The following is a 13,134-nucleotide window of genomic DNA, read 5'->3' as shown; positions in this document are numbered from 1 at the left end:
GAGAAACTGATACAGAAAGGGTGTTTCATCACTGAAACACCGGTTTAGCTATGCCCCAAAAGAGGTACGCGTGCACCAGGGCGGTGCACGCAAATGCAAAAAACCTATTACATCCCGGCCCACCAAAGGCGCATCTTCATGCCCCAATAGCTGGTCCAGCCGCTGGTCGTCGAAACAACCTTACCTTTATCGACCACTACCAGCGTCGGGGTGACGCCAATCTGCCAGCTGCGCGAGATCCTGCCGTCGGCGTCGTTCACCACCGGAAATTCAACGCCTTTGCGGGTAAGCCAGCGGGCAACCTCCTGCTCGCTGCCGGAACGCAGCGCGATGGTGATAACGTTCCCGCCTTCGGCCTTGAGCCTCGCCACGTCCGGCGTGGTGAAGCGACAAACGCCGCACCAGCTCGCCCAGAAGTAAACCAGCAGCGGGCGTTCGGCGCTGAGCTGGCCGAGCGTGACGGTCTGCCCGTCCAGCGTATGCAGCGGCGCACTGTCAAACGCATGCGGCGATTGGGGAGCGCGCCAGAGATCCATTGCCAGCATCAGGCCCGCCAGCAGCACCAGTAAAATCAGCCCTTCTCGCGCCCAGCGGCGCAGCCTACCCGCCATGGGCCGCCGCCAGCTTTTCTTTCACCACTTCCTCAAGCGCATCCCACGGCACCGCGCCGGGAATCATCTCATCGCCAATAATAGTAGCGGGCGTTCCCTGCACGCCTACCAGGCGGGCAAGCTGCATGTTGGTGGCGAGCGTCGACATGCTTTTCTCATCCGGCGTGACCGGCGTCGCGCCGCTTTTTTCCACGGCCATCGCGATACTTGCCGCGTCGTGATAGCCCTTCTTCTGCATCAGCTTTTCATGCAGCGCGAGGAACTGCTCCGGATGTTCGCGCCACGTGGTCAGCGCGGTGCGGGCCGAAAGCACCGACGTCTCGCCTTTGAACGGCAGCGGTTTGATCACCACCGCCACGTCCGGATACTTCTGCACGATTTTCTCAAGCATCGGGTCGAGCTGCTTGCAGTACGGGCAGTTGTAGTCGGTGAAGTTAATCAGCGTGAGCTTCGCCGTCGCCGAGCCGATGCGCGGGCTGGCGGGATCGTTAAACAGCGCCTGCTCGATCAGCGCCTCCATCTGCTTTTCCTGCTCGGGCGTAAAGGGTGCCGGTTCGGCGACCGCGCTCAGGGTTGAGAACAGCGTGAAGAAAAGAATGACGAGGGTTTTCATGGTTTAGCTCCTTTGGCTTCACCTAAGGTATTCAGCACCGCATCGCGGGTTAACAGCGTCGGCAGGGCCTGGCCCTGCGGCAGGCCGGGGCCGTAGATTTGGTTATAGGGGACGGCGACCTGGCCGCGGCTTTTCAGGAAGGCGGTAATCTCATCGGATGGCAGACTCCAGTCGCCGCGCAGCGCCACGACGTCCGGCTCGGCAAGCGCGGCCTGCACATCATCCTTCATCAGCACGTTGAATTTATTGGCTTTACAGGTAATACACCAGTCGGCGGTAACGTCGACAAACACCCGTTTGTTCTGCGCCAGCGCGTCGCTAATCGCCTTTTCAGAAAGCGGCTGCCAGGCGATATTTTCCTGCGCCGGTTTGCTAAACGCGTAGCCGAAGTGGGCGGGCAGCAGGCTCGCCAGCCACAGCGCGGAGCCGAGCATCATCACCGCCAGCAGGCGGCGCACCCAGTTCATCCACGCGCCGGGGCGCGGCAGGCGCATCGCAAGCCCCGGGCGGGCGGCAATCAGCAGCCACGGCAGGCTCATGCCAAGCCCAAGCGCCAGGAACAGCCCCCAAAGCACCGGGAAAGAAGCGGCGAGCGCTACCGCCACGGCGGTGCCGAGGAACGGCGCGCTGCACGGCGTGGCAAGCAGCGTCGCCAGCGCTCCCTGCCAGAAATGCCCGGCCATGCCGCTGCCGCCGTGGGTCGCGAGCCGGGTGGTGACGTTCGATGACAGACGGAACTCAAACAGCCCGAACAGGCTGGCGCTAAAGGCCAGCATCACCAGCGCCATAAAGCCGATAAACCACGGGTTCTGGAACTGGATGCCCCAGCCGAGCGCCTGGTTGGTCAGGCGCAGCACCGTCATCAGCAGCGCCAGCACCATAAACGAGGCGATAATTCCGGCAACCGACGCCAGGAATTGCCGCCGCACCAGGCCGCGATCCTTCTCCTGCACCAGCAAAATCGAGCCGAGCTTCATCCCCAGCACCGGCAGCACGCAGGGCATCAGGTTGAGGATCAGCCCGCCGAGCAGCGCCATCAGCACGACCTGCCAGAGGGGAAGCCCGCCGGTGCCGGGGGATTTAGCCGCAGCGCCGCCGACGGTTGCCGCGGTTTCCTGGGCAATACCGTTATCCGCCAGCACAAACGTAACGGCTTTCCCACGCAGGTCAGGTGCGGCCTCGCCCCAGCCGTCGCTGACCGGCACCGTGGCCTGCACGCTAATGCCATCAATGTTGATAACCGGCTTGCCGAAATCAGCCCCTTCCGGCGGGTCGAGATACAGCGCGGGCTGCTGCCAGCCGTCCGCGCGCGTGGCGTTGATGACCAGCTCCCCGGCGCGATAGCCGACCTCCACCGAATCGGTCAGGCCGCCTGAGACCGGCACCTGGCCCATCGCCTGGGCGTAATCATGGGCAAACCGCTCGTCGCCGTGAGTGGTCGTGATCAAGAAGGGATAGTCGGTCAGCAGGCAGACGTTGCTACAGGTCGAAAGCGTCAGCACGCCGCCAACGGCCGCCGGGGCTTTGCCGGAAACGGCCATCGGAATGGCGACGCTGTTGTGATAGCCCTGCGTGGTGATACCCGCCACGTCGAAGCGCTGCGGCGTGGGCCAGAACCAGCTCACCTTCGGCATTTCACCCCGCCAGGCGACGGACGGCGCAACGCCCCCCTCGCCCGGCGAGCGCCAGTAGGTTTTCCAGCCTTTTTCGAGTTTGACCTCCATCAGCATGCGGGTTTCGCCGCGGGCGGAAGTATCGGCGCGCAGCCGCACGCTGGCGTGATCGTTATCCGGCGAGGTGAGCCAGCCGGATTCTGCCGCCCAGGTTGCGGGCAGCCATAGCAAAAACAAGCAGAGCAGCGCCTGCCTGAAAACAGTAAACATAAATTTTCTCCGTGAATGAATTAACTAACAGCCGGGGACTGCGGAGTTATCATTCACGGAAGACGCAGAAGCGTAGATGCACCCTAAGCGTGGGCGGCGAGACGGCTCGCGGGGGGAAGAACGGCAGACGGGTTGCCCGCACGGGCGCAAGCAGCGCGAGCAGCAGGCACAGCGCGAGGATCGCCCCTTCAAACATGACCGGCGGCGAGGCAAGCAGAGACTTAGCGCTTAGCTCGCAGGGAGTAACGGGCGCCTCGGCATCGGTTTGCGAAGCATCAGGCTGAGCAGTAACCAGGCTGGACGTTTCCATCTGCAGCGCGTGCAGGCTCGCCATGCGCTGGGCGGTGCAAACCAGCACCACAACACATGCAAGACACAGAAACCACAAACCCAGACGCTGTCGCTTGACCATTAACCCCTCACCTATTCACCGAGCTTATCTTAATGACTGCGGCCGAATTGGCAATCATTGCGCTGTAAAGTTATGTCTGGGCAACATTTATTAAAGGCTTTGCCTGTTTTATCGGCAAACGATTCAAAAGGCTCATCTCAGGCTTTGACAAGGCGATTTCACGCCGTTAATATGCGCCCCGTTCACACGATTCCTCTGTAGTTCAGTCGGTAGAACGGCGGACTGTTAATCCGTATGTCACTGGTTCGAGTCCAGTCAGAGGAGCCAAATTAGAGAAGCCCGCTTAAGGAAACTTAAGCGGGCTTTTTGCTTTCTGCCTCAGTCTGTAAGGCCCTACTTTAATACCCCTCCAGCACAATCTTGCCGACCGCGCGGTTGGTTTCCAGCAGCGCGTGGGCGCGCCTGATGTTTGCGGCGTTGATCTTGCCGTAGTGCTCGCCAAGCGTGGTTTTCAGCACGCCATCGTCGATAAGCTTCGCCACGCGGGTCAGCAGCCTATGCTGTTCGATGATGTCGCTCGTTTCAAACATCGAGCGGGTAAACATAAATTCCCAGTGCAGGGAAATGCTTTTCACCTTCAGCGGGCGGGCGTCGAGGCTTGCCGGATCGTCAATCAATGCCAGCCTGCCCTGCGGGATAAGCGCGTCAATCAGCTGCTGATAGTGCTGGTCGGTATGCGTTAGGCTTGCGACGTGCGTCACCTGCTCGATACCAATGCGTTTCAGCTCTTCGGTAATCGGCCTGCTGTGGTCGATAACGTGATGCGCGCCAAGCTCCTTAACCCATTTTTGGCTTTCCGGGCGGGAAGCGGTGCCGATAACCGTGGCGTTGGTGAGCCTGCTGGCAAGCTGCGTCAGGATGGAACCCACGCCGCCCGCCGCGCCGACGATTAGCAGTACATCGTTATCGCTGCCGTTTTCCTCGAGGCCCAGACGGTCGAAGAGCATTTCCCACGCCGTAATAGAGGTAAGGGGCAGCGCGGCGGCCGCGGCGTTATCGACGGATTTTGGCTTCAGCGCGGCAATGCGCTCGTCCACCAGCTGAAATTCGCCGTTGCTGCCGGGGCGCGTCAGGGAACCGGCGTACCAGACTTCATCACCCGGCTTAAACAGCGTGACAGCTTCCCCCGTTTCGACCACGACGCCGACCGCGTCCCAGCCAAGAATGCGTGGTTCGCCGCCGCTAAACCCGGCGCGAACCTTGGTGTCTACCGGGTTTACGGAGATGGCTTTCACCTCCACCAGCAGATCGTGGCCGTAGGCCGAAGGCTGCGGCACGGTGATATCCTGCAGCGCGTCGAGGTTGCTGCCCGCTTCGGCTGAACGGGTTATGGCGATGGCTTTCATATCGGCTCCGAAAAAGTTAATGAGATCATCAGGTCAGTTAAATGATGGTACAAGGTGGCGGAAACGCGAAAAACCGGGCGACGAGGACAACACTTATCCTCGAAGGGTTAAGGTGGGAGGATTGAACCGGCGGGCGGGGCACAGGCCGCCACCCGCCGTTGAGGGTTAGAAAGAAACCCAGTCGTCGGCTGCCGCGACGGCCGGTTTTGCCGTCAGCGTTTTTTTGCTGCCGTCGGGCTTAGGGCGGTGATTCACCGCCGGGCTGTGCCGCTCGGCAAGATGGAACTTCGCCACCGCCGCCTGCAGAGAAACGGTTTGCGCCTCAAGCGCCGCTGCCGCCGCCGAAATCTGCTCAACCAGCGCCGCGTTCTGCTGGGTCACCGTGTCCATTTCGCCCACCGCAACGCCGACCTGCGAAATCCCTTTACTCTGCTCGTCCGTCGCGGAGGCAATTTGCTTCATGATGTCCGTGGTGTCGGAAACGGCCTTCAGCACCTCTTTCATAGTGTTGCCCGCTTCGCTCACCAGCGCCGCGCCGCTGTCCACGCGGGCAACCGAATCGGCAATCAGCGTTTCGATCTCTTTTGCCGCCCCGGCGCTGCGGCTTGCCAGGTTGCGAACCTCGCCCGCGACCACCGCAAAACCACGCCCCTGCTCACCCGCACGCGCCGCTTCTACCGCCGCGTTGAGTGCCAGAATATTGGTCTGGAAGGCGATACTGTTGATAACACTGGTGATTTCACTGATTTTCTTCGAGCTGTCAGAAATTCCGGCCATCGTCACCACCACATCATTCACCAGCTTGCCGCCCCGGCTGGCGGTAATGGACGCTTTCTCGGCAAGATCGCTTGCCTGGCGCGCGTTGTCGGCGTTGAATTTTACCGTCGCGGTCAGCTCTTCCATGCTGGCGGCGGTCTGCTCCAGGGCGGCGGCCTGCTCTTCGGTACGTGAAGAAAGGTCGTTGTTGCCCGATGAAATTTCCGCGGCGCCGCGATAGATGTTGTCCGTGCCGCTGCGAATGGCGCTGACCGCATCGCGCAGGCTGTTTTGCATATCATCAAGCAGCGGGAACAGTTTGCCCACGCAGTTACGGCCGAAGCGCCCCACCGGCTGGCTCAAATCGCCTTTGGCGATAATCTGGAAATGATGGCGGATGCGCTCGATAGGCTTCACCAGCATCTGCACCAGATAGCGGTCGGTGAACAGCAGGATTAGCAGCCCCAGCACCACCGCGATGACCACGATAACTTTGGTAAGCTGCGTGAGATGGTCAACGGTGACGCGGGTTTTGCCAAGCTTAAGGTCGGCGGCGGCGGTAAACTTCGCGCTGCTGGCACCGAACGCGCGGCTCAGCGCGGGCGTAACCTGGGTTGCCTGGTGGCGATAGTCAGCCGAACCCTGCTGCGCCAGCCTCATTTGCACCATCACACCGGCATCCAGCAGCTGCTGCCACTTGTCGATAACGTCGGCGGAAATCGCCGCATCCATCGGGCCAGGCGAGACGGATTTTAGCGCGGTAAGCTGCTTCGCCATGTTGTCGAGCGCTTCCTGCGCGGGGCCGAAATCAGCGCTTTCGCCCGCCGCCTTTGCCTCCAGCGCGCGCGACAGGCGGGTAATAAAGCGAAAATACTGATCGTTGCCGTGGCTGAGCGTGTTCATCTGCGCCACAAGCTGACGATCGACGTCGTTACCTTTGCCCAGCTGCGTCAGCGCGCTGACGGTAAACAGCCCCACGCCCGACCACATCAGACAGAAGATCCCCAGCACCCAAAGCATTACCGCGCGAATCGTAAAATTTTTCAAAATACCCATACTTTTTCCTTCTAAATTACACACAATTCCCGAAAATTACGGGTACACCTCCTTTATCGGCACGATTACCTCCGGCGATTATTAATTTATGATTAATTTTGTTTCGGCTGGATTTTTAGGGCTATTTTTTTACATCTACGCTACATCTCCCCTCTTCCGTTCTGCGAATGGCATGACATACTAGCCCGACCCGCGTCGTCGCCGGCCCGCCCGGACTAAGGAGAAAAAAATGAACAAAGACGCTACTCATCAGGGGCTTACGCCCGAGCAAGCGCTGGATAAACTCGAGTCCCTTTATGAAGCCGCAGTGAGCGCCCTGCGCGATGCCATCGCCGCCTACACGAAGGAGGGCAAACTGCCCGATACCCTGGCTCGCGCCTCCGGGCTGTTCGTTTACCCGGAACTGCGCGTGAGCTGGGACGGCACCGCCCGAACGGCGAAGCAGACCAGGGCCTACGCCCGCTTCACCCACTCCGGCAGCTACACCACCACCATCACCCGCCCTTCGCTCTTCCGCCCTTACCTTACTGAACAACTTACGCTGCTGTACGAAGACTACGGCGCGCAGATTGAAGTCGGCCCGTCGCTGCACGAAATCCCTTATCCGTACGTGATTGACGGCTCAAGCCTGTCGCTGGACCGTTCGATGAGCGCGGATCTCCCCCGCCACTTCCCGACCACCGAGCTGGCGCAGATTGGCGACGAGACGGCGGACGGCCTGTTCCACCCCACCGAGTTTTACCCGCTGTCCCACTTCGACGCCCGGCGCGTGGACTTCTCGCTGGCGCGCCTGCGCCACTACACCGGCACGCCGGTCGAGCACTTCCAGTCGTTCGTGCTGTTCACCAACTACACCCGCTACGTGGATGAGTTTGTGCGCTGGGGCTGCCAGCAGATCCTCGACCCGGAAAGCCCGTACGTCGCGCTTTCCTGCGCGGGCGGCGCGTGGCTGACCGCCGACACGGAAGCGCCGGAGAATGCGATTTCCGATCTGGCCTGGAAGAAGCACCAGATGCCCGCATGGCACCTGATCGACAAAAACGGCAGCGGCATCACCCTGATTAACATCGGCGTCGGCCCATCGAATGCCAAAACCATCTGCGACCACCTGGCGGTGCTGCGCCCCGACGCCTGGCTGATGATCGGCCACTGCGGCGGGCTGCGTGAAAGCCAGCAGATCGGCGACTACGTGCTGGCCCACGCCTACCTGCGCGACGACCACGTGCTCGACGCCGTGCTGCCGCCGGACATCCCGATCCCAAGCATCGCCGAGGTGCAGCGCGCGCTCTACGATGCGACCAAGCTGGTCAGCGGCATGCCGGGCGAAGAGGTCAAACAGCGCCTGCGCACCGGCACGGTAGTCACCACCGACGACCGCAACTGGGAGCTGCGCTATTCCGCCTCCGCGCTGCGCTTTAACCTTAGCCGCGCGGTCGCCATCGATATGGAAAGCGCAACCATTGCCGCCCAGGGCTATCGGTTCCGCGTCCCGTACGGCACGCTGCTGTGCGTATCGGACAAGCCGCTGCACGGTGAAATCAAGCTGCCGGGCCAGGCCAACCGCTTCTACGAAGGGGCGATTTCCGAACACCTGCAAATCGGCATCTGCGCCATTGACCTGCTGCGCGCGGAGGGCGAAAAGCTCCACTCGCGCAAACTGCGTACCTTTAACGAGCCGCCATTCCGCTAAGTTGTACGGCGGACATGCGCCTGCGCCGTCCGCCGAAAAACCTAACAAGGACATCCGATGCAACCGACTTCCCCCCTTTCCGCGCTTCGCCGCCTGCTGAAGGAACGCGAGCTGGACGGCATGCTTATCCCTCGCGCCGACGCGCACCAAAGCGAAGACTGCGCGCCGCACGACAATAAGCTGGCGTTTATCAGCGGTTTTACCGGCACCGCCGGACTTGCGCTGATACTCGCCGACCGCGCGCTGCTGTTCGTTGACGGCCGTTATCAGGTGCAGGCCCGTCATCAGGTCAACCTCGACGAGTTTGAAATCCACCACCTGCACGACGAGCCGGTTCATCTGTGGCTGCGCGACAACCTGTCCGCCGGGAAGCGCATTGCCTTCGAGCCGCAGCTGATGGTCAACAGCCAGTATGAAAGCCTGCGCGCCAGCGGCTGCGATCTGGTCGCGCAGCACGACGATCCGCTAAACGAAATCTGGCCGCATCGCCCGGCTGCTCCCTGCGGCGCGGTGGCGGCAATGCCGGAAGAGATCAGCGGGGAATCATCAGCGTCTAAGCGCCAGCGCGTGGCGCGCGAGCTTGCGGCAGCGGGCGCGGATTACCTCGCCATCACCCAGCCGGATAACATCGCCTGGCTGCTGAACGTGCGCGGGGCGGACATTGCCATGAGCCCGGTTCCCCTCTCGTTTGCGCTGCTAGGCCAAAACGGCGACGTCGAGTGGTTCGTCGCCCGTGAAAAGCTGCGCGAGCTGGGCGAGGAAGCCCTGGCCTCGGTAACGATTTCCAGCCCGGATGAATTCCTGACGCGCTGCGAGCAGATCGCCGCCGGAAAGCAAATCTGGCTCGACGGCGATTACGCCCCGGTCGCGGCACGCTTTGCGGTGGAAGCAGGCGCCGGCAGCGTTTTATGGCGCGCCGACCCGATTACGCTCTTGAAGGCGAGTAAGAATGAAGCCGAGCTGGCGGGCTATCGCGCGTGCCACGTGGACGACGGCGCGGCGTGGGTGAACTTCCTCGCCTGGCTGAGCCACGAGGTTCCGCTGCGCGAGGCGGCGGGTAACCCGATCACCGAGCTGGAAGCGCAGGAAAAGCAGCTCGCCTTCCGTCAGCGCTGCGACAGTTTCCAGCAGCAGAGCTTTGCCACTATTTCAGCGGCGGGCAGCAACGCCTCGATGTGCCACTACCATTCGTCGCCGGAAACCAACCGTGCCATCGTCGCCCGCGAGTTCTACCTCAACGACTCCGGCGGACAGTACGCAAACGGCACCACCGACGCCACGCGCACGCTGAGCTTCGGCCCGCTGGATAGCGACCGTCGCCTGCACTACACGGCCGTACTTAAGGGATTCCTGGCGCTGATTTCGCTCCAGTTTCCGCAAGGCTCGCAGGGCCACCAGCTTGACGCTTTCGCCCGTCGCCCGCTGTGGGAGCTGGGGCTGGATTACGATCACGGCACCGGTCACGGCGTCGGCCACAACCTGCTGATCCACGAAAACCCGCACCGCATGGCGAAGAAAGTGAACCCGTGGCCGCTGCTGCCGGGCAACATTATCACCATCGAGCCGGGCTATTATCTGGAAGGCAGCCACGGCATCCGCATCGAAAATCAGGTTGAAGTGGTCGCCGCGAAGCCCGGTTTTTGCAGGTTTGCCTCGCTGACGCTCATCCCCATCGATCTCAGCGCCGTCGATTTGCAGCTGTTAAGCGAGCAGGATGTAGCCTGGCTTAACGACTACCATCTGCGGGTTCGCGAAACGCTGTCGCCGCGAGTCAGCGGCGAAGCGCGCCCGTGGCTAATCGAAGCGACCGCGCCGGTTCGCACCCGTTTGGCGGGTTAAGGCATAAAGGGCCGTGAAAAGACGGCCCTTTTCCGCGATTTGCTGGATAAATCAGCAATCAAACACAATAAGCCAAAACTACCTTTGACAACCCCAGCGCACCTCGATACTATGCGCCCCGTTCACACGATTCCTCTGTAGTTCAGTCGGTAGAACGGCGGACTGTTAATCCGTATGTCACTGGTTCGAGTCCAGTCAGAGGAGCCAAATTCGAAAGCCCGCTTAGGCAACTAAGCGGGCTTTTTTGCGTTTGCTTTTTCCTACTGCCGTTCCCCTTAGCAAAGGCCTGGCGACAAAATTCTCTACAGAAGCGATGAGATATGAATTTGAGGATTTAAAACTCCCCGAGATATCTGCCATCGTGAGAGGAAATCACCTGGCTTCGCAAAAAGTACTGCAAAAAACCGGTTTGCAATTTATTAAAGAGATTCATGATGTAAAAGATGCGCCACCGAGTCTGTTTTTCTGCCTGACATTAAATGAATGGCGCAAGAGCTTAAAATAAGCTCCCGGTTCGGGGTGGTGCAGTGATTGAGTAGCTCCGGTTCGTTTGCTATCAGAAACGGTTTGTTTTGGAGGTAAAGTTCATGATGAACCCTGTTATGAAGTAGAGGATGCATCTAAGCGGCCTACAAACTCCTTACAACAAGAAACGGACGAACTTTTTTGTTTGTATTGAATGCTGGCTGGAAGGCCGTGTTCCAATCTCGCTGAGAGTCTCACGCAGACTTTAATAAAACTTTATATTCTTTCCCCTGCACATCTCTCCTGCCAACTCCACTCTAATCACGTAGCTGCTTTAGCGTTTAATTGATAAAAATGGGTATAGTAATCGAGACAAATCACTGCGATTTTTTTAAAAACTGCGTTTTTTTAATTCATTGCCTTCTAATTAACCACCGATATAAAATTCATCTCCCCCTAAAAATCCCAGCTTGCACTGCTATAATTATCTTACATAATCCACCCCCAACCATAAATAAAATGCAGTGTTTGAAGCATGATAAATTCAGAGGAATTATGAGACAAGCATAGTTTGTGAATTTTATTCAGTATAATTACGGCAACTAATGACATTGTTAAATCCATTGTGGTAACATCACATTTACTCAGAAAAATAAAACTTATAACTCATATAAAAATCGGATCGTGAAAATGGAAAGATCTTTATTATTTTTTTACAGCATTGGAGGCATTGCATTAATTGCCTTCGCAATCAAGTTTGTAAAAGCTAAATCTAAATGGCAGAATCTTACACTTATTTTTTCTGTAATTATAAGCTCCACTATAGCATCTTCTTTTCCATCTTTATCTGCAGGCATGTGGTTTGCATTAGTAGCGATGAATACATTCAACATTTTATTTATTGTCGTCTTTTTAATGGCTATTTTTAAGCGCTACTTAATAATAAGATACTTCAACAAAATCACTAAAGAATTAAAGGTTTTACCACCCTCTGATTTAATAGATTATTTAATCAAAGATCATAATAAATACCAGTGGTATGCCTTACACCTACCTTTAGAGGGTTCATTCGAAATTGCTGTTAACGTTCTGGACACAAACCCCGTAATTGGTAAAAAATTCCATATTAAAACACTTGCAGGGCGTCAAATTCATTTCACCCCAGAATACATACCACAGACAATAGATTTTGAAACTAATTTCATTTGCGTTCTCCAAGAATTTTATGAAATGGCACCTCATGCCAAATTACTCGTTAATGATTACATACTCAGGATTAAAAGTGGTCATCAGGAACCATGGACTATTAATCTCAATGATGAGAGTCGTAATCACAAATGATTTCAAAGTCAAATCATTTCAAACCATTGCCAGCCCAAATGGCAAAACGAGTATCATCAAAAACCGCGCCCTAAAGCGCGTAACTCTAATCATTGAACCAATGTGGATTTAATCCTTAAAGCCCGCCCTCTTTCTTGTACTGCCCGAACGGTGCTTTCTGGTTAGTAGATAATAAAGCCTCGTGATATTACGATCTTTCCAGCGTACGAATAAGCGTACAAATATCCTGCATAAGATGACGTGCCGTCTGGCTTATACCACCAAGCTGGAAGAAACCGTGAATTACGCCAAGGTAACGTTGTGCCGTGCAATTTACCCCCTGCTGAGTCATTCTCTCAAATAGCGCTTCACCTTCATCACGCAAGGGATCGTATTCTGCTGTGACAATATGCACTGGCGGAAGCCCGGAAAAATCACCATTTATTAATGGGCTGACTTCTGGATGAGCGGCCTCGACATGAGGGAAATAGGCTTCGAAACCGCTCAGTAACGTATCGCTCGTTATCACATAGTCGCTACCGTTGAGCTTATAGCTTTCCGATGATGCGGTTGCATCCAGCATCGGATAAATAAGTACCAGCTGCTGCGGCAGCCAAAGCCGAGCATCTCTTAATCGAAGCGCCGTTATTAGCGCAAGGTGGCCGCCCGCGCTATCCCCCATTAATGTCAGGTGGTTACGATCGATATGTAACGCCTCCGCATATTGCCATATGATATTAGCGGCATTTTCGGCATCGTCATGCGCGGCGGGATAGATATGCTCCGGTGCTAATCGGTATTGCACCGCGATAACTCGGTGACCGCTCAGAAAGGCGAGCTGGCGCAGCTGGTTGTCATGCGTTGAAAAACCGCCACTCACAAAACAGCCGCCGTGATAATAGATGACCGCTGGCAGCTTTTTTTCCCCCTTTAACGGGGATACGATTCGAATCGAAACCCCATCAATAATTTTGTCTTCAACATGCACACGCTGCTCAATATCTCCAGCTAAAACCGTACTGGCAACATATCCGGCACGACGTTCTTCGTATGTCTGATGACGGGATGACGGGCGGCCTGCCGCGATAAAATCATCAACAAGTTTGGCTATTGCCGGTTCCAGGGCCATAAGGTTATTCCTTA

The 13,134-nt window shown here is 57.3% G+C and carries 10 protein-coding genes, 2 tRNA genes and 1 pseudogene; 6 read left to right on the top strand and 7 right to left on the bottom strand.

What is annotated here, in order from left to right; all coding sequences use genetic code 11:
• Positions 1-107: 107 nt before the first annotated feature.
• Genes ACSPHG_RS08480 through ACSPHG_RS08465 form a run of 4 tightly spaced genes read right to left on the bottom strand, consistent with a single transcriptional unit; the run spans position 108 to position 3,519 of the window.
• On the bottom strand, positions 108-611 hold the full coding sequence (locus ACSPHG_RS08480; RefSeq protein WP_435953040.1) for a protein disulfide oxidoreductase: 504 nt from the start codon (positions 609-611) through the stop codon (positions 108-110).
• Positions 601-1,224 carry a DsbA family protein gene (locus ACSPHG_RS08475; RefSeq protein ID WP_435953039.1) on the bottom strand — a complete coding sequence of 208 codons (624 nt, stop codon included), beginning with the start codon at positions 1,222-1,224 and terminating at the stop codon, positions 601-603. The genes ACSPHG_RS08480 and ACSPHG_RS08475 overlap by 11 nt, the downstream gene beginning before the upstream one ends.
• Positions 1,221-3,107 carry a cytochrome c biogenesis protein CcdA gene (locus tag ACSPHG_RS08470; RefSeq protein ID WP_435953038.1) on the bottom strand — a complete coding sequence of 629 codons (1,887 nt, stop codon included), beginning with the start codon at positions 3,105-3,107 and terminating at the stop codon, positions 1,221-1,223. The genes ACSPHG_RS08475 and ACSPHG_RS08470 overlap by 4 nt, the downstream gene beginning before the upstream one ends.
• Positions 3,108-3,156: 49 nt before the next feature.
• A complete protein-coding gene (locus tag ACSPHG_RS08465; RefSeq protein ID WP_435953037.1) occupies positions 3,157-3,519 on the bottom strand; it encodes a copper resistance protein in 363 nt (120 codons plus the stop codon).
• A 191-nt stretch (positions 3,520-3,710) separates the two neighbouring features.
• Between ACSPHG_RS08465 and ACSPHG_RS08460 the strand changes: the two genes are divergently transcribed.
• Positions 3,711-3,786: transfer RNA gene (locus tag ACSPHG_RS08460), tRNA-Asn, on the top strand.
• Between the two features lie 71 nt (positions 3,787-3,857).
• Here the strand turns inward: ACSPHG_RS08460 and ACSPHG_RS08455 are convergent.
• Complete coding sequence (locus ACSPHG_RS08455) at positions 3,858-4,865, bottom strand: zinc-binding alcohol dehydrogenase family protein (RefSeq protein ID WP_435953036.1); 1,008 nt, start codon at positions 4,863-4,865, stop codon at positions 3,858-3,860.
• A 165-nt stretch (positions 4,866-5,030) separates the two neighbouring features.
• Positions 5,031-6,677 (bottom strand): methyl-accepting chemotaxis protein, encoded by a 1,647-nt coding sequence (locus tag ACSPHG_RS08450; protein ID WP_435953035.1) that lies wholly within the window; start codon positions 6,675-6,677, stop codon positions 5,031-5,033.
• A 229-nt stretch (positions 6,678-6,906) separates the two neighbouring features.
• Here ACSPHG_RS08450 and ACSPHG_RS08445 point away from each other — a divergent pair, with 229 nt between their 5' ends.
• The 5 genes and pseudogenes from ACSPHG_RS08445 (at position 6,907) to ACSPHG_RS08425 (ending at position 12,012) form a co-directional block, all read left to right on the top strand.
• The gene (locus ACSPHG_RS08445; RefSeq protein ID WP_435953034.1) at positions 6,907-8,367 is read left to right on the top strand and encodes an AMP nucleosidase; all 1,461 of its coding nucleotides are present in this window, start codon (positions 6,907-6,909) and stop codon (positions 8,365-8,367) included.
• Between the two features lie 57 nt (positions 8,368-8,424).
• The gene (locus tag ACSPHG_RS08440; RefSeq protein ID WP_435953033.1) at positions 8,425-10,206 is read left to right on the top strand and encodes an aminopeptidase P family protein; all 1,782 of its coding nucleotides are present in this window, start codon (positions 8,425-8,427) and stop codon (positions 10,204-10,206) included.
• 131 nt (positions 10,207-10,337) lie between these two features.
• A tRNA-Asn gene (locus ACSPHG_RS08435) sits at positions 10,338-10,413 on the top strand.
• Between the two features lie 73 nt (positions 10,414-10,486).
• Positions 10,487-10,711 (top strand): annotated as a pseudogene (locus ACSPHG_RS08430) (GNAT family N-acetyltransferase); the annotation flags it as partial.
• A 650-nt stretch (positions 10,712-11,361) separates the two neighbouring features.
• Positions 11,362-12,012, top strand: a complete 651-nt coding sequence (locus tag ACSPHG_RS08425; protein WP_435953032.1) for a hypothetical protein — start codon at positions 11,362-11,364, stop codon at positions 12,010-12,012.
• A 187-nt stretch (positions 12,013-12,199) separates the two neighbouring features.
• Here the strand turns inward: ACSPHG_RS08425 and ACSPHG_RS08420 are convergent, their stop codons facing one another.
• Positions 12,200-13,120 (bottom strand): alpha/beta hydrolase, encoded by a 921-nt coding sequence (locus ACSPHG_RS08420; RefSeq protein ID WP_435953031.1) that lies wholly within the window; start codon positions 13,118-13,120, stop codon positions 12,200-12,202.
• Positions 13,121-13,134 lie beyond the last annotated feature (14 nt).

It is taken from the genome of Dryocola baronae (assembly GCF_051297175.1).
Classification (GTDB): domain Bacteria; phylum Pseudomonadota; class Gammaproteobacteria; order Enterobacterales; family Enterobacteriaceae; genus Dryocola.
The sequence above is the reverse complement of the archived record's forward strand: the minus strand, read 5'-3'. Positions and strand labels throughout refer to the sequence as shown.

Coding starts and splice junctions, on each gene's coding strand:
- ACSPHG_RS08425 (WP_435953032.1), top strand. CDS start 11,362: ATGGAAAGATCTTTATTATTTTTTTACAGCATTGGAGGCATTGCATTA.
- ACSPHG_RS08445 (WP_435953034.1), top strand. CDS start 6,907: ATGAACAAAGACGCTACTCATCAGGGGCTTACGCCCGAGCAAGCGCTG.
- ACSPHG_RS08420 (WP_435953031.1), bottom strand. CDS start 13,120: ATGGCCCTGGAACCGGCAATAGCCAAACTTGTTGATGATTTTATCGCG.
- ACSPHG_RS08475 (WP_435953039.1), bottom strand. CDS start 1,224: ATGAAAACCCTCGTCATTCTTTTCTTCACGCTGTTCTCAACCCTGAGC.
- ACSPHG_RS08455 (WP_435953036.1), bottom strand. CDS start 4,865: ATGAAAGCCATCGCCATAACCCGTTCAGCCGAAGCGGGCAGCAACCTC.
- ACSPHG_RS08470 (WP_435953038.1), bottom strand. CDS start 3,107: ATGTTTACTGTTTTCAGGCAGGCGCTGCTCTGCTTGTTTTTGCTATGG.
- ACSPHG_RS08450 (WP_435953035.1), bottom strand. CDS start 6,677: ATGGGTATTTTGAAAAATTTTACGATTCGCGCGGTAATGCTTTGGGTG.
- ACSPHG_RS08440 (WP_435953033.1), top strand. CDS start 8,425: ATGCAACCGACTTCCCCCCTTTCCGCGCTTCGCCGCCTGCTGAAGGAA.
- ACSPHG_RS08465 (WP_435953037.1), bottom strand. CDS start 3,519: ATGGTCAAGCGACAGCGTCTGGGTTTGTGGTTTCTGTGTCTTGCATGT.
- ACSPHG_RS08480 (WP_435953040.1), bottom strand. CDS start 611: ATGGCGGGTAGGCTGCGCCGCTGGGCGCGAGAAGGGCTGATTTTACTG.